The following is a 15,403-nucleotide window of genomic DNA, read 5'->3' on the forward strand; positions in this document are numbered from 1 at the left end:
CACCTCCCGCCCCACCCCGCCCTGTCCTGTTCCGGACAGGTTTCCCGCCTTCCTACTGTCGTATCTTGACTACTTCTGTGGAGTCGCCGAAGGATTGTGTTGGTTCTGGTTCGGTGCCGCCCAGGAGGTCCCCATGCGCTCCGCCCGCCGTGCTCTCGGCGTCCTCGTCGCCGTGCTCCTCGGACTCGCCGCAAGCGCCGCACCCACCGCAACCGCCGCACCGGCGGCACCGAAACCCACCCACAGCGTCACCTACGACGGGTACTCCTTCCTCGTCGACGGGCAGCGGACCTACCTGTGGTCGGGCGAGTTCCACTCCTACCGGCTGCCCAGCCCGGACCTGTGGCTCGACATCTTCCAGAAGATGAAGGCGGCCGGGTTCAACGCGACCTCCCTGTACTTCGACTGGGGCTACCACTCGCCACGCCAGGGCGTCTACGACTTCACCGGCATCCGCGACCTCGACAAGCTCCTCGACATGGCACAGCAGGCCGGGCTGTACGTCATCGCGCGGCCGGGCCCGTACATCAACGCCGAGGTCGACGGCGGCGGCTTCCCGACCTGGCTGTCGACCACGCCGGGCCACACGCGCTCCGCGGATCCCGTCTACCTCCGCTACTCCGACGAGTGGCAGACGCAGATCGACCGGATCATCGCGCGCCACCAGCTCACCAACGGCACCGGCAGCGTGCTGGCCTACCAGGTCGAGAACGAGTACTACAACGGCGGCGCCGACGGCCGCGCCTACATGAAGCACCTGGAGGACAAGGCCCGCGCCGACGGCATCACGGTTCCCTTGGTGGGCAACAACAACGGCACCTTCAACTCCGGTGACGCCGCGCTCGACGTGGACGCCCCCGACTCCTACCCGCAGGGCTTCGACTGCTCGAACCCCACGCACTGGGCCGGGGTGCCGGACATCAGCTACGCCCACGCCCCCGGCAAACCGCTGATCACCGCGGAGTTCCAGGGCGGCGCCTTCGACCCGTGGGGCGGCCCGGGCTACGCCAAGTGCGCCCAGCTGATCAACGACCAGTTCGCGAACGTCTTCTACAAGCAGAACATCGCGGTCGGCGCGACCGGCCAGAGCTTCTACATGCTCCACGGCGGCACGTCCTGGGGCTGGAGCGCGATCCCGCAGAACTACACCTCCTACGACTACGGCGCGGCGATCACCGAAGGCCGCCAGTTCGACCCGAAGTACGACGAGGACAAGCTGATCGGCTACTTCACGCAGTCCGTCGCCCCGCTGACGAAGACCGACGGGCTCGCCTCCGCGCCGCTGACCGACCCGGCGCTGACCGACACCGCGCGGATCAACCCCGACACGCGCACGCAGTTCCACACCCTGCGGCACACCGACTCGACGTCCACCGCCACGAACACCACCAGCATCGCGCTCGACCTCGCCGCGCACTCGGGCTACACCTACGACGACCGCGCCGCGGAGGTCGCCTACACCGGCACGTGGAGCCACGTCGGCACCGAGGTCAACTACACCGGCGGCGACTACCAGCACACCGAGTCGTTCTCCGAGACCACCGGTGACAGCGTGAGCATCCCCTTCACCGGCACCGGGATCCGCTGGGTGACGTCGAAGGAGACCAACCACGGCATCGCCGACGTCTACCTCGACGGCACGAAGGTCAGCTCGGTGGACCTGTACGCGCCGAGCAAGCAGAACCAGGTGAGCGGCTACGAGGTCCGCGGCCTGCCGTCCGGGGCGCACACGCTGAAGATCGTCGTCAGCGGCCAGAAAAACCCCGCCGCGAACGGGCAGTTCGTCGTGGTGGACGCCGTCGACCTGCTCTCCGGCAGCGCCGACTACTACCCGGTCGTGCCGCAGCAGCCCGGCACCGGCGTCACGCTCAACGGCCGCCAGTCGAAGATCCTCGTCGCCGGGTACGACCTCGGGCAGACGCGGATGCAGTACTCGACGTCGGAGATCATGACGTCCGCGACCATCGGCGGCCGGGACGTCGCGGTCCTCTACGGGGACCACGGCGGCCCGGGGGAGACCGTCCTGCGGTTCGCGCAGCAGCCGTCCGTGCGGGTGCTCGACGGGAACGCGGTGGCCACTTGGGACTCCGCACGCGGTGATCTCCGGCTGAACTACACGCACGACGGCCTGACGCGCGTACTCGTCACCGCACCCGGTGCGCGGCCGCTGCTCCTGCTGCTCGCGGACAAGGCGACTGCGGCGACGTTCTGGCGCCAGGACACCGCGGCCGGCCCGGTGCTCGTCCGCGGCACCCACCTCGTGCGGACCGCGGCCGACCAGCACGGCGTCCTCGCGCTGACCGGCGACACCGGCACCGACGGTGCCTTCGAGGTCTTCAGCTCGGCGAAAGCCGTGCTGTGGAACGGTTTCCCGGTGCCGGTGCGGCCCACGCCGAGTGGCAGCCTGGCCGGGACGCTCCCGACCGCGCAGCCCGTGAAGCTGCCCGCGCTGACCGGCTGGAAGCAGCAGCAGGAGTCCCCGGAGAGCCAGCCGGGGTTCGACGACTCGTCGTGGCCGGTGGCCGACAAGGACACCAGCAACAGCTCGACCACGGTCGGCACGAAGCCGGTGCTCTTCGCCGACGACTACGGCTTCCACACCGGCAACACGTGGTACCGCGGCCGGTTCACCGGTGACGGGCGGCAGACCGGGATCACGCTGGCGAGCCAGAGCGGTGGTCCGGCCGGCGCGTTCTCGGTGTGGCTCAACGGGGTCTTCCTCGGCAGCTCGAAGGACCTCCAGCACACGTTCGACTTCCCGCCGGGCGTCCTGCGGCAGGGGGAGAACGAGATTTCCGTGCTGACGGTGAACATGGGCCACGAGGAGGACTACAACGCCGGCAACGGCAACAAGGCCGCGCGCGGGCTCACCTCCGCCCGGCTCACCGGGGCGCCGCTGACGTCGGTGACCTGGCGGCTGCAGGGCGTCCGCGGCGGCGAAACCGGCCTCGACCCGGTCCGCGGCCCCCTGAACACCGGCGGGCTGTACGGCGAGCGCGCGGGTTGGTCGCTGCCCGGGTTCCCGGACGGGAGCTGGAACCGGGTCACCCTCCCGGCGAAGAACACGACCCCCGGGGTGAGCTGGTACCGGACCACCGCGGACCTCGACCTGCCGCGTGGTCAGGACACCTCGCTGGGCCTGACCATCACCGACGACCCCGCGCGGCAGTACCGTGCGCTGATCTTCGTCAACGGCTGGCAGCTCGGCCAGTACGTCAACTACCTCGGGCCGCAGCACAGCTTCCCGGTCCCCACCGGGATCCTGAACCCCAACGGCCGCAACACGATCGCCATCGCCGTGTGGAACCTCGACGGCAGCACCGGCGGGCTCGGCAAGGTCGAGTGGACGAACTACGGCAGCTACCGCTCGCCGCTGGCGGTCCGGCAGAACGTCTCGCCCGGCTACGACCCCGCGCGGTACGCCATGCCGCCGGCCCCGGCGGCCGGGGTGTCGCTGGCCGTGCCGGACACGGCCTCCGCAGGCCAGGCGTTCACCGCGTCGGCGACGGTGCGGGTACCGGCGGGCGCGCCTCCGGCGTTCGACGTCGCCCCCGCGCTCACCGCCCCGGCGGGCTGGACGGTCGGCGCCGCCTCGCCGCGCACGGTGAAGCGGATCGACGGCGGCGGTTCGGCGACGTTCTCGTGGACCGTGACGCCACCGTCCACAGTGGATACCGCACCGTTGAAGGTCGCGGTGACGTACCGGCAGGCCGGCCACCCGGGCTCGGTCACCGACGAGCGGATCGTCGGCGCGGTCCCACCCGTGCCGCCCGCCGGGCAGGTGGCGGTCAGCTCGCTGCCCTTCCTCAGCGCGACGAACGGCTGGGGCCCGGTCGAACGCGACACGAGCAACGGCGAAGCGGCCGCGGGTGACGGAAAACCGATGACCATCGGCGGCGTCTCGTACGCGAAGGGCCTCGGCGTGCACGCGCCCGGCGACGTCCAGCTCTACCTCGGTGGCGCCTGCACGCGGCTGACCGCTTCGGTCGGGGTGGACGGCGAAACGGGCGCCAACGGCAGCGTCGCCTTCAGCGTCGCGGTGGACGGCCAGACGCGGGTGACGACGCCGGTGGTCCGCGGCGGGCAGGCGGCGGTGCCGGTCGACGTCGACGTCACCGGGGCGCAGGTGCTGGACCTGCTGGTGTCCGACGGCGGTGACGGCAACGGCAGCGACCACGCGGACTGGGCGCTGCCGACGCTCACCTGCCGGTAGCCTCGGGAGCGTGGTGTTCGATTCCGCTCGTTTCGACCTGCGGCCGTATGCCGGTTTCGACTTCGGCCGCTACGTCCGGCGGACGTTCTGCAGCTGGGAGCAGGCGGGCTGGCGGTCCCTGCTGGTGCAGCGGTTCGAGCACGTCCCGGTCGCCGAGGACCTGGCGCTGCCCGCCGCCGCGGACCTGCACCTCGTGCTCCCGTTGTCCGGGAGTGCGGAGATGGAGTCGAGCGACGGCGGCAGGCCGGAGCGCATCCCGTGGGTCCCGGGGCGGCTCCAGGTGGACGTCCCGGACCGGCCGTCGCTCCGCCGCTACCGCGGGGACGAGTCGATGCGCAGCGTCCAGGTCCACATCCCGCGTGACACCGTGGACACGGTCGCGGCGCAGCTCGGCGGCGCGGTGGACTACGAGGCCGTGGCGGCGTCCGTCGCGAAAGGAGACCCGCTGCTCGAAGAAGCCGTCCGGGCAGTCGGTTTTCCCGATGGGGCAAGCGAGTTGTACGCCGACTCCGCGGCCACCTTCCTGACCACGCACCTGCTCACCCGGCACGGGCGGCTGCGCGCGGACCGCCCTCCGGAGCGGGAGGACGCCCGGGTGCGCGCGGTCGTCGCGCTCATGCGCGAGCGGCTCGCCGAGCCCATCACGCTCGCCGATCTCGCCGCCGAGGCGCATCTGTCCGTCTACCACCTCGTCCGCGTGTTCCGGAACACGACGGGCCAGACCCCGCACCGGTTCCTCACCCGGCTGCGGATCGACGAGGCGAAACGGCTGCTGCGGGACACCGACCTGGCGCTCGACGCGATCGCGCGGCGGTGCGGGTTCGCGAGCCCCGGCGCGCTGTCCACCGCGTTCCTGCGCCACACCGGCGTGCGCCCCTCGGTCTACCGCAATTCCTGACCGGCAGACCGCAATTCCGGGGATGGGGCCGGGCACGAGCGCGGCCCTACGGTTCCGGCATGGCGCCCGAGCCCTTCGAGATCCACATCCCCGAGCGCGACCTCTCCGACCTGCGCGCGCGCCTGGACCGCGTGCGGCTCCCCGAACCCGAGACCGTCCCGGACGCGACGCAGGGGCTCGAGCTGCGGCGGCTCACCGCGCTGATCGACGAGTGGCGGCGGCACGACTGGCGCGCGACCGAAGCCCGGATGAACGCTCTCCCGCACTACCGGGCGGAGCTCGACGGGCTCGGAATCGCCTTCTGGCACGTGCGTTCGCCGGAACCGTCGGCGCTGCCGTTGCTGCTGACGCACGGCTGGCCGGGTTCGGTGCTGGAGTTCGAGCAGCTGCTCGGTCCGCTCACCGATCCCGTCGCCCATGGCGGTTCCGCGGAGGACGCCTTCCACGTGGTCGTGCCCGCGTTGCCGGGTTTCGGCTTCAGTGACCGGCCGCATGAGCCGGGTTGGCACCCGGGCCGCACGGCGCGGGCGTGGGCGGACCTGATGACCTCGCTCGGCTACCCCCGCTTCGCGGCACACGGCGGGGACTGGGGCGCGCACGTGAGCACCGAGCTGGCCCGGTTCGTGCCCGAGCGGGTCGTGGGCCTGCACCTGACGATGCCGGTGGCGTCACCCCTGCCGGAGGACCGGACGGCGCCGACCCCGGACGAACAACGCATGCTCGACCGCCGCGACCGGCACCTGGCCGACGGGTACGGCTTCGGGATGCAGATGGGCACGCGACCGCAGACGATCGGGTACGCGCTGCTCGACTCACCCGCCGGGCTGGCCGCCTGGCTCGGTGAGAAGTTCGCCGCCTACGCCGATTCCGACGGCGTGAGCCTGGCGCAGCAGCTCGACACCATCGCGTTGTACTGGCTGACCGGTACCGGTGCCTCCAGCTCCCGCTGGTACTGGGAGGCGCTCCGGTGGGTGCCGCGCAGCGCGGAGGAGGAGAACGCGCTGCCCGTCAGCGTGCCGACCTTCTGCTCGTCGTTCCCCGCCGAACCCTGGCCCACCGCGCGCCGCTGGGCCGAGCGCCGCTACCGGGACCTGCGCAGCTGGCACGTCCTGGACCGCGGCGGCCACTTCCCCGGGCTGGAGCAGCCCGCCGTTCTCGTGTCCGAGATCAGGGACGCGTTCCGCGAGATACGCACGACAGGATGAGGAAAACCGGATAATGCAGTCCTACGACGTCACCGTCGAGACCTCCGCGCCGCCTTCGGCGGTGTGGTCCCTGCTGCTGGACGCCCGCAGCTGGCCGACGTGGTCCGCAGTCGACGCACTGGAAACCGGCCAGTCACAAGGCCTTTCCGCCGACGGTCACGACGAGGTCGGCGCGGTGCGCGCGTTCCGCACCGGGAAGGTCGTCACCAAGGAGCGGATCACCGCGCTGGAGCCGGGCCGCCGGTTCGCCTACGAGGGCGTGGAGAACCCGCAGCTGAGCGACTACCGGGCGGCGATCGACCTGCTGGAGCTGCCCAGCGGCGGCACGCGGATCCGGTGGCACGGCACGTATTCCGCGCGGTGGGGGATGCGCTGGTTCATGCGGCGCTACCTCCGCCAGTTCATGGGCAGGATGGCGGCGGGGCTCGCGGAGCACGCCGCGAAGGCGGGCTAGCGTGGTCGCACCGTTCAGTTCGCCAGCACCGTGACCGGCTCGCCAGGCGACGCGTGGTGGCGCCACAGGTGCTCCGCGACGTCGTCGGGTTCGTGGGTGAGCCCCGGGCCGACCGCGCCGACGATCGTCACGCGGCCCACGCGGATTCCGCGCGCGGGCAGCGTTTCCGCGAGCAGGCCGACGTAGCTGGTCAGCCCCGCGTAGGCGATCGCGCTCACCGCCCGCTCCGCGCTCGGCCGCACCGCCGCGCCACCCGTGGTGAACAGCAGCGTGCCGGAACCGCGTTCGAGCATGCCCGGTACGACGCTCCGCACGACCGCGACGGCACCGACGACGCTGAGGGCCAGCGCGTCGCGGACGTCGGCGGGAGTGGTGTCGAGCACCGGCCGGATCAGCCCGATTTCCGGGAGCGGGCTGAAGCAGACGACCTCCGGCACGCCGAGCGCGGCGGTCAGTTCGCCCAGCGCCCGCGTGATGTCCTCGGGATCGGTGATGTCGCCGGTGGCCGCGACGGCGTGGTGACCTTCCGCGCGCAGGCCGTCGACGATCCCGTCGAGCCGGGACCGGGTACGGGAAACGAGTCCGACGGGGTGCCCCTCCTTGGCGAACCTGCGGGCGACGGAGGCCCCGATGCCAGGCCCCGCGCCGACGACGAAAACCGGGTTGTTCATGGTCCCCATTCTGGGCGGCGGGAGGCGGGTGCCGGGAGGGTGCAGTTCTCCCAGCCACCGCCTGCGGTCAGGCGACGGGGATGAGCGGGGTGTCGAGGAGGAGGCGGTCGCCGTCGACGCCGTGGTCCAGCGCGGCCGCCACGTCCTCGTGGGGCGTGCCCAGCCGGACCGCGCTGACCTCGTCGAGCAGCCGGTAGTGGTCGGGGTCGAGCTGGGTGTCCAGCGCGCTCAGGTACCCCGCGAGCTGGGCCGGGGTCCGCGGTCCCACGATCGGGATCATCGAGGTCCGCGCCAGCTGCGCCCGCCGCCGCAGCCACGCCAAGGCGACCTGGAGCGGGCCGGCGCCGCTCTTCTCCGCGACCGTCAGGACGGCGTCGAGCACGGCGGCGCGCTGCCCGGTCTCGGTGGCCGTGCCCCGGCTGGTGAGCCGCCCCTGCTCGCCACGGCGGTACTTGCCGGTCAACAGGCCGCCGGCCAGCGGTGAGTACAGGACCACCCCCAGCCCGTGGGCCTCGGCCATGGGCAGGAGCTCGCGTTCCGCGGACCGCTCCGCCAGGCTGTACTCGGTCTGGATCCCGGCCAGCAGGGCCGGGTCCGCCGGCTCGGCGCGAACCGCCGCGCCCGCGGTCCGCCAGGCCGGGAAGTTCGACAACCCGCCGTAGCGGATCTTCCCGGCCCGGACCAGCTCCTCGAAGCCGGCCAGGATCTCCTGCACCGGAGTCACCCCGTCGGGGAAGTGCGGCATCAGGACGTCCACGTAGTCGGTCTTCAACCGCCGCAGGCTCGCCTCCACGGAGCGGATCATGGTCTTGCGGCTGTTGCCCGTCGTGCCCGGCCGCACCGGCAGGCTCCTGCTCCCGCTGTACTTGGTGATCACCACGTAGTCGTCGCGCTCCCGGCCCAGCAGGTCGCCCAGCACGCTCTCGGCCTCGCCGTCCTGGTAGATGTTCGACGTGTCGAAGGTGGTGCCCCCGGCCGCCACGAACGCCTCGAAGATCGCCCGTGCGCCCGCCCTGCCGGCCGCGGCGGGTGCCGACCCGAAGTTGGCCGTGCCCAGCACGTACTCCGAAACCCGGAGCCCGGTTCGTCGTCCGAAGGTCTGATAACGCATGAACGCCTGCTTCCTCGGCATCGGTGTGGGTACGCTGACGGACGCTAGCACAAAAAACGAATGGTCGTTCTCTTATGCCCAAGGTCACCCAGGACCACCTCGACGCGCGCCGGCAGCAGATCATCGACGCCGCCCGGGCCCGCTTCGCCACGCACGGCTTCGCGCGGACCTCGATGTCCGACCTCGTGGCGGCCTCCGGACTCTCCGTCGGGGCGATCTACCGCTACTTCAAGAGCAAGGACGAGATCATCGCCGCCATCTGCGCGCAGTCGAGCCAGGTGCTGCCCGGCGAGCTGACACCGGCGGCGATCTCGGGCTTCCTCGACCACATCCGCACGCTGGCCAGGGAGCAGGACCACGCCCGGCTGATCGCGCAGATCTACGCCGAGGCCGCCGTCTCCCCGCCGCTGGCCGCACTCGTCCGGTCCCAGCTCGACGAACTGCGCCACGCGGTGGCCGCGCTCCTGCCGAGGCACGGGGCGGCGCGCGCACACCGCATCGCGGAGGCGTTCGTCGCTCTCTGCCAGGGGTACAACAACCAGCTCGCCGTCCGGGGCGACGTCGACCCGGCTCCCTACGCGGCGGCGCTCACGGCGATCGTCCACTCCTGACCCCGGCTGCTTCAGCCCTTCAGCGAACCCTGCAGCAAGGCGGTCACGAACCGCCGCTGGAAGACGAGGAACACGACGAGCGTCGGCGCCAGTATCAGCAGCGAACCCGCGCACAGCAAGGGGATGTCGGTGCCCCACTGTCCCTGGAACGCCCCCAGCGCACCGGCCATCGTGCGCTTCGTGGGTTCGTCCACGAGCACGATCGCGAGCAGGAACTGGTTCCACGTCCACAGGAACAGCAGGATCGCCAGCGACGACAGGGCCGGGGTCGCCAGGGGCACGTGGATGCGCCAGAACAGCTGCCACGTGTTCACGCCGTCCACCCTGGCGCTCTCCGACAGCTCCCGCGGCATGTTCACGAAGTGCGCCCGCATCCAGTACACCGAGAACGGCATGTACAGCCCGATGAGCGGCAGGATGATCGCCCACCGGCTGTTGAGCAGCCCCATGTCCCGCACCTGGAAGTACAGCGGCGTGATGATGCCCTCGAACGGCAGCGTCAGGCCGAGCACGAACGCCAGGAACACCACGCGGCCGCCGGGCATCCTCAGGTGCCCGGTCGCGAAGCCCGCCATCGTGGCGATCACCAGCGACACCGGCACCACGCCGAGCACGATGAGCACGCTCGACTTCAGGAACTCCGCCAGCCGCGCCACTTCGAACGCGCGGAGGAAGTTGCCCCACTGCGGATCGGCCGGCCAGTCCAAACCGGACGGATACGTCCCCTCCGGGTGCAGTGCGGTGACGAACAGGCTGACGAACGGCAGCAGCGTGGCCGCCATCAGCAGCACCAGCAGCACCCGTCCCGTCCAGCCCTCGCGGCGAACGCCGATCACGCGGACTCCTCCCTCGTCAGGCGCTGGACCGGCAGCACCAGTGCGAGCACCAGCACCATGAGCACGACGGCGAGCGCGGAGGCCAGCCCCACCTCCCGCTGCGAGAACGCGAGGTAGTAGATCTCCAGGCCCGGCACCATCGTCGCGTTGCCGGGACCGCCCTGTGTGGACACGTAGACGATGTCGAAACTCGCCAGTGCCGCGATCATCGTCACCGTCACGGCCACGCCGATCTCCTGGCGCAGCCCGGGCACGGTGATCGAGAAGAACTCGCGGACCGGGCCGGCGCCGTCGATGCGCGCGGCCTCGTACAGCGCCGGGTCGATCTTGCTCAGCCCCGACAGGAACAGCAGGATGCACAGGCCGAGCAGGACCCAGGCGCCGATCACCCCGACCGCGGGCAGGGCGGTGCCGGAGTCGCCGAGCCACGCCCTGGTCACCCCGCCGAGGCCGACCGCCGACAGGATCTGGTTGACGACACCGGAGGCCGCCAGCAGCCACGTCCACGCGATGCCGGCCGCGACGAGCGGGATGACCTGCGGCAGGAACAACACCGTGCGCGCGACGAGCGCGAGCCTGCTCTTCGCGATGCGGCGCAGCGTCGCCGCGATCGCGAGGCCCAGCAGCACCGGGACCCCGCTGAAGAACAGGATCAGCTTGAACGCGTTCAGGATGGACCAGTACAGGTCCGGATCGGTGAACACCTTGCCGTAGTTGCCGAGCCCGGCCCACGTGGAGGGCCCGATCCCGTCCCAGTCGTACAGCGAGTACTGGAAGGTGAGGAGGAGGGGCCGCACCACGAACACCGCGTAGACGATCAGCGCGGGCGCCACGAAGAGCCAGCCGAGCCAGCCGGTGCGGCGCCGTCGCCGCCGGGGCCGCGTGGTCCGCGCCACCGCGGTGGCACGCCCCGCCCCGGCGACGACTCCAGTCGGTCCTGCCATCGGGACCTAGCCCCCGACCTGCTCGGTGTAGTCGCGCTGCACCGACTGCAGCAGCCCGTCCGGTGTCTGGTCACCGGCGACGAGTTTCTGCAGTTGCGGGGTCCAGCTCTTGGCGTAGATCGCGCCGGTGGCGTTGGCGATGAAGTCCATCGCGGTGCCGTCCGCGTCGACCTGCGCCGCCGCCTGGAGCGTGCTCGCGGTGACCGTGCCCGGGGCGACCGACGGCATCGGCGCGTCCGCGGGACCCATCGGGTGCGAACCCCCGACCTGGACGGCGATCTCCCGCGCCTTCGGGTTCGTCGCGACCCAGTTCAGGAAGAACGCCGCGCAGTCCGGGTGCGCCGCCTTGGCGCTGATGCCCACCGTGAGCGGTGCCGACATGGCGGCGGGGCGGGCACCCGCCTGAGCGGGCGGCATCGGGAAGAAGCCCACCTTGCCGGGCAGGTGCTCGTCCAGGTTGCCGGACTCCCAGTCCCCGTTGAAGCTGAACAGGCCCTGGCCCGCGAGGAACCGGCTCATCATCTGCGCGTAGTCGACCGCGTTGACGTCCGGCGGGAAGTACCCGGCCTTGATCCACTGGTCGAGGTGCTGCGCCGCCTGCCGCGTGGCCGGGGTGTCGATGGTGGCGCCGGGTTTCTGGAAGATCCAGTCGTTGACCGGGCCGGGCTGCCCGTAGGCCGCCATGAGGTCCTGCAGCGGGAACGCCAGGCCACCCGTCGCCCCGCCGTTGAACTGCTGGATCGGCTGGATACCGGCGTTCTTCGCCTTCGCCAGCGCGTCGTCGAGCTCCGCGAGTGTCCTCGGTGGACTGGACATGCCGATGCGCGTGGCGAGGTCCTTGTTGTAGAAGACGCCGGTCGTGCTGAAGTTCAGGCCCATCGCGTACAGCGAGCCCGCGCCCCGCGGCCGGCCGCCGGGCCCCATCCGCAGCTGGGCGAGCTGCCCGGCGGGCCACTTGTCCCAGCCGAACCACTGCGCGTACCCGTCGAGGTTCTTCAGCAGCCCGTCCTTGACGAGTTCGGACACCTGGGGGAGGCGCATGAGGTCCGGCGGGTCGTCCGCGAGCACGCGCGGCGCGTTCTGGGTGATCACCGCGAACTGGTCCTCGCGGACGTCCCAGGTGACGTTCGGGAACTGCTTCGTGAACTCGTCGGTGAGCGCCTTGGACATCGGGAAGCCGGTTTCGAAGTACCCGCGCATCGTGACCGGCTGACTGCCGCAGGTCGGCGCCGAGGTGACCGCGGTGGCGGTGGCGTTCCCCGCTCCCGCGTCACCGCCCGGTCCCGAACAGGCGGCCGCGAGCGCGCCCGCGAGCACGAGGACGACGGGCAGCCGGGTGCGCCGGGTGGTGGGTGTTCGACGAGACAACTTTGTCCCCTCTCTGGCTCGGATTCGGCCGGTCCAGCGGGTCGGATCTTGCTAAACCGCGTTAGCATGGGTAGTCTCGGTGATCGGTTGAGCTGGTGTCAAGGCCTGTCCGCAGCGGAGCGGTGGCCGGAGCAGGCGGGAGCGCGGAGTTGAGCCCACGACGGGTCACGCTGGCCGATGTGGCCGAGGCCGCCGGGGTGTCGCGGTCCACCGCCTCGCTCGTGCTGTCCGGCCGCGGGGCGGAGCTGCGGATCTCCGCCGCGGTCCAGGAGCGGATCAGGGCGGCGGCGGACGAGATGGGCTACCGGCCGAACATGGTCTCCGCCGGGCTGCGCACGGGGCGCACGCGCACCATCGGCTTCGTGTCGGACACGGTCGCCACGTCGCGGCTGGCGGGCGACATGATCAAGGGGGCGATCGAAGCCGCCAGGGACCGGGGTTTCCTGTTGTTCATCGGTGAGTCCGAAGGGGACGCCGAGCTCGAGGGCGCGCTGCTCGAAGCCATGCACGACAGGCAGGTCGACGGGATCGTGCTCGCCTCGATGTACACCAGGCGCATCAGCGTGCCCAAGAGCCCGCGGCCGACGTCGGTCGTGCTCCTCAACGCCGTGCCGAAGACGTCGTCGCCGCTGCCGGTGGTGGTGCCCGACGAGGTCGAGGCCGGCCGCACGGCCGCGCGCGTCCTGCTCGAAGCCGGTCACCGCGAAGGGATCCACCTGATCGGTGTCGGGCCCAGCACCCGCAACGTCCCGCGGGACAGCGTCGCCGCGGTGGAACGGCTCGTCGGCGTCCGCGAGGTCTTCGCCGAGGCCGGGGTCAAGCTCGCGGGCGGCGCCCTGTGCCGTGACTGGCAGCCCGAAGAGGGCTTCGCCGCGACCACCGAACTGCTCTCGCGCGCGACACCCCGTGCCCTGATCTGCCTCAACGACCGGATCGCCTTCGGTGCCTACCAGGCGCTGGACGACGCCGGGCTGACCGTACCGGATGACGTATCCGTGGTCTCGTTCGACGACCACTCGCTCGCCGGCTGGGTCCGCCCCCGGCTCACCACCGTGGCGCTCCCGCACTACGAACTCGGGCGCAAGGCCGTCGAGGTGCTCCTCGCCGAGATCGACGGCACCGCCACCGGGGAGAAGTTCCACCGGGTGCCGATGCCGCTGCGCGACCGCGATTCCGTCGCGAGCCCCCGACGTTGAACCACGCACCAGGAGGTCCTCGATGCTGCGCCTGCCCGACCACTGGTTGTGGGACAGCTGGTACACCACCGACGACGACGGGCGGCACCACGTCTTCTTCCTGCGGGCGTCCCGCGCGCTGCTCGACCCCGAACGGCGTCACCGGCGCGCCTCCATCGGCCACGCCGTGTCGGCCGACCTGCGGAACTGGGAGCTGACGGCCGACGCCCTCGTCCCCGCGGACGCGCCGGCCTGGGACGACCTCGCGACCTGGACCGGGTCCGTCGTGCGGGGCCCGGACCGGCGGTGGTACCTGTTCTACACGGGGGTCCGCGACGACGGCGACCACGTGGTGCAGCGGATCGGGCTCGCCATCTCCGAGGACCTCCACACGTGGCACCGCTTCGGCGAGAAGCCGTTGGTCGAACCGGATCCCACCTGGTACGAGCACTGCGGTCGCGCCGACTGGGCGGGGGAGGCCTGGCGCGACCCGTGGGTGTTCCCGTCGCCGGACGGGGACGGCTGGCACATGCTCATCACGGCCCACGCGAAGGGCGAGGACCCGCTTCGCGGCGGCGGCGTGGTCGGCCACGCGCGCTCGTCCGACCTCCTCACGTGGCGCGTCGGGCCACCGCTGACGCGTCCGGGCGGCTTCGGCCACCTCGAAGTCCCGCAGGTCGCCGTCGTGGACGGGCAGCCGCTGTTGTTGTTCTGCAGCAACGTCGGAGAGCGCGTCGCGGCGGGCAAGGTGTGGGTCGTGCCGGGTCCTTCGATGACCGGGCCGTGGGACCTCTCCCTCGCGCGGCCCGTGGCCTGCCCGGGGTGGTACGCGCCGCGGCTGGTGCGTGACGGCGATTTCCGTTGGCACCTCATCGGTTTCGTCGAAGAGCGGGACGGTGCGTTCGCCGGTGAACTGGCGGACCCGGTCCCCGTCCGCTACACCGACGCGGGCGGCCTCGAACCGCTCACGTGACCTGCCCGGTACTGCCCCGGCGCCACGCCGAACTCACGCTTGAACGCGTGCGAGAACGCGAACGGCGAGGCGTAGCCGACGCGCCGCGCGACGGACGCCAGCCCCAGGTCGGTGTCGCGCAGCACCCGGGCCGCGAGCGTCATCCGCCAGTGCGTCAGGTACGTCATCGGGGCCTGGCCGACCAGATCCGTGAACCGGCGGGTGAGCGTGGTGCGGGACAACCCCGCCGCAGCGGCCAGCTCCTCGATCCGCCACGGCTTGTCCGGCGCGGCGTGCATGGCTTCGAGCACGGCGGTGATGGCCCGGTCCCGGAGCGCGCGGGGCCAGCCGAGGTCCTCGTGGTCGTCGAACCAGGCGCGGATCAGGTAGACGAGCAGGAGGTCGAGCAGGCCGGCGAGCGCGGCGTCCCGGCCGGGGCGCGGGTTCGTCGTCTCGGCGGCGAGCAGGCCGAGCGCCGCGCGCAGGCGGCCGTGGTCGCCGGCGTGGGCGGGCAGGTGCAGCACGTTCGGCAGCGTGGCCAGCAGCGGGTGGGTGCGCCGCCGGTCCAGCCGGTACTTCCCGCACAGCAGCTCCACGTTCCCCGTCTCGTCCGGCACGGCGTCCTCGAACGGCACCGGGTGGCCGGGGTCCCGCGACTCGGCCAGTACGTGGCCGTGGCCGGCGGGCAGCAGCACGACGTCGCCGGGACCGAGCTGCACCGGGTCCCCGTCGTCCATCAGCAGCCAGCCCGAGCCCCGCACCACGACGTGGAAACCCGCGCCGTCGTAGGACGCGAAGCGGTACGACCAGGGGGAGCCCACGCGCGCCCAGTTCGCCGAGGGGCGGCCGGTCCGCATCACCGCGATGATGTCGCTGAGCAGATCCACACCCGGAACTCTACTGCCCGCGCGCTGACACGATCGCGTATGCAATCGGGCTGATCGATCATTTATCGGCCCGTTGTG

General features: G+C 71.7%; 13 protein-coding genes. 7 read left to right on the forward strand and 6 right to left on the reverse strand.

Translation table 11 applies throughout. The features are described from left to right. The first annotated feature begins 133 nt into the window (after nucleotides 1-133). From BMZ92_RS11450 to BMZ92_RS11465, 4 genes are read left to right on the forward strand one after another with little or no spacing between them, the layout of a single operon-like run. The gene (locus BMZ92_RS11450) at nucleotides 134-4,213 is read left to right on the forward strand and encodes a beta-galactosidase (protein WP_091505986.1); all 4,080 of its coding nucleotides are present in this window, start codon (nucleotides 134-136) and stop codon (nucleotides 4,211-4,213) included. Nucleotides 4,214-4,223: 10 nt separating this feature from the next. Continuing rightward, nucleotides 4,224-5,111: an AraC family transcriptional regulator gene (locus tag BMZ92_RS11455; protein WP_091505988.1), complete on the forward strand. Its 888-nt coding sequence runs from the start codon at nucleotides 4,224-4,226 to the stop codon at nucleotides 5,109-5,111. 59 nt (nucleotides 5,112-5,170) lie between these two features. Then, nucleotides 5,171-6,316, forward strand: a complete 1,146-nt coding sequence (locus BMZ92_RS11460; protein ID WP_091505989.1) for an epoxide hydrolase family protein — start codon at nucleotides 5,171-5,173, stop codon at nucleotides 6,314-6,316. 13 nt (nucleotides 6,317-6,329) lie between these two features. Beyond that, on the forward strand, nucleotides 6,330-6,770 hold the full coding sequence (locus BMZ92_RS11465; protein WP_091505991.1) for an SRPBCC family protein: 441 nt from the start codon (nucleotides 6,330-6,332) through the stop codon (nucleotides 6,768-6,770). Nucleotides 6,771-6,784: 14 nt separating this feature from the next. Here BMZ92_RS11465 and BMZ92_RS11470 read toward each other — a convergent pair whose 3' ends face one another. Both BMZ92_RS11470 and BMZ92_RS11475 read right to left on the reverse strand, forming a co-directional pair. After that, complete coding sequence (locus BMZ92_RS11470; RefSeq protein ID WP_091505993.1) at nucleotides 6,785-7,441, reverse strand: SDR family NAD(P)-dependent oxidoreductase; 657 nt, start codon at nucleotides 7,439-7,441, stop codon at nucleotides 6,785-6,787. Between the two features lie 67 nt (nucleotides 7,442-7,508). Further along, nucleotides 7,509-8,552, reverse strand: a complete 1,044-nt coding sequence (locus tag BMZ92_RS11475; protein WP_091505994.1) for an aldo/keto reductase — start codon at nucleotides 8,550-8,552, stop codon at nucleotides 7,509-7,511. Between the two features lie 74 nt (nucleotides 8,553-8,626). Between BMZ92_RS11475 and BMZ92_RS11480 the strand changes: the two genes are divergently transcribed. Further along, a complete protein-coding gene (locus tag BMZ92_RS11480) occupies nucleotides 8,627-9,163 on the forward strand; it encodes a TetR/AcrR family transcriptional regulator (protein ID WP_091505996.1) in 537 nt (178 codons plus the stop codon). 11 nt (nucleotides 9,164-9,174) lie between these two features. Here BMZ92_RS11480 and BMZ92_RS11485 read toward each other — a convergent pair whose 3' ends face one another. The 3 genes from BMZ92_RS11485 to BMZ92_RS11495 are packed head-to-tail and all read right to left on the reverse strand — an operon-like array spanning nucleotide 9,175 to nucleotide 12,311. Then, complete coding sequence (locus tag BMZ92_RS11485) at nucleotides 9,175-9,999, reverse strand: carbohydrate ABC transporter permease (protein WP_091505997.1); 825 nt, start codon at nucleotides 9,997-9,999, stop codon at nucleotides 9,175-9,177. After that, nucleotides 9,996-10,943 (reverse strand): carbohydrate ABC transporter permease, encoded by a 948-nt coding sequence (locus BMZ92_RS11490; RefSeq protein ID WP_091505999.1) that lies wholly within the window; start codon nucleotides 10,941-10,943, stop codon nucleotides 9,996-9,998. The genes BMZ92_RS11485 and BMZ92_RS11490 overlap by 4 nt, the downstream gene beginning before the upstream one ends. Nucleotides 10,944-10,949: 6 nt before the next feature. Further along, nucleotides 10,950-12,311, reverse strand: a complete 1,362-nt coding sequence (locus tag BMZ92_RS11495) for an ABC transporter substrate-binding protein (RefSeq protein WP_091506001.1) — start codon at nucleotides 12,309-12,311, stop codon at nucleotides 10,950-10,952. A gap of 149 nt (nucleotides 12,312-12,460) precedes the next feature. On the opposite strand from BMZ92_RS11495, the gene BMZ92_RS11500 reads away from it, so the two are divergent. Next, nucleotides 12,461-13,507 (forward strand): LacI family DNA-binding transcriptional regulator, encoded by a 1,047-nt coding sequence (locus tag BMZ92_RS11500; RefSeq protein ID WP_091506002.1) that lies wholly within the window; start codon nucleotides 12,461-12,463, stop codon nucleotides 13,505-13,507. A 22-nt stretch (nucleotides 13,508-13,529) separates the two neighbouring features. Then, complete coding sequence (locus BMZ92_RS11505; RefSeq protein ID WP_091506004.1) at nucleotides 13,530-14,459, forward strand: glycoside hydrolase family 68 protein; 930 nt, start codon at nucleotides 13,530-13,532, stop codon at nucleotides 14,457-14,459. On the opposite strand, the gene BMZ92_RS11510 is transcribed toward BMZ92_RS11505, so the two are convergent. Beyond that, nucleotides 14,423-15,325: an AraC family transcriptional regulator gene (locus BMZ92_RS11510; protein WP_091506005.1), complete on the reverse strand. Its 903-nt coding sequence runs from the start codon at nucleotides 15,323-15,325 to the stop codon at nucleotides 14,423-14,425. The two genes, BMZ92_RS11505 and BMZ92_RS11510, sit on opposite strands and share 37 nt — an antisense overlap. Between the last annotated feature and the right edge of the window lie 78 nt (nucleotides 15,326-15,403).

The sequence above is a fragment of the Amycolatopsis sacchari genome (genome assembly GCF_900114035.1).
In the GTDB taxonomy this organism is placed as follows: Bacteria; Actinomycetota; Actinomycetes; order Mycobacteriales; family Pseudonocardiaceae; genus Amycolatopsis_E; species Amycolatopsis_E sacchari.

Bases quoted from the DNA above. Each gene is read 5' to 3' on its own strand.
- BMZ92_RS11475 (WP_091505994.1), bottom strand. From the start codon at position 8,552: ATGCGTTATCAGACCTTCGGACGACGAACCGGGCTCCGGGTTTCGGAG.
- BMZ92_RS11460 (WP_091505989.1), top strand. From the start codon at position 5,171: ATGGCGCCCGAGCCCTTCGAGATCCACATCCCCGAGCGCGACCTCTCC.
- BMZ92_RS11480 (WP_091505996.1), top strand. From the start codon at position 8,627: ATGCCCAAGGTCACCCAGGACCACCTCGACGCGCGCCGGCAGCAGATC.
- BMZ92_RS11450 (WP_091505986.1), top strand. From the start codon at position 134: ATGCGCTCCGCCCGCCGTGCTCTCGGCGTCCTCGTCGCCGTGCTCCTC.
- BMZ92_RS11465 (WP_091505991.1), top strand. From the start codon at position 6,330: ATGCAGTCCTACGACGTCACCGTCGAGACCTCCGCGCCGCCTTCGGCG.
- BMZ92_RS11505 (WP_091506004.1), top strand. From the start codon at position 13,530: ATGCTGCGCCTGCCCGACCACTGGTTGTGGGACAGCTGGTACACCACC.
- BMZ92_RS11490 (WP_091505999.1), bottom strand. From the start codon at position 10,943: ATGGCAGGACCGACTGGAGTCGTCGCCGGGGCGGGGCGTGCCACCGCG.
- BMZ92_RS11470 (WP_091505993.1), bottom strand. From the start codon at position 7,441: ATGAACAACCCGGTTTTCGTCGTCGGCGCGGGGCCTGGCATCGGGGCC.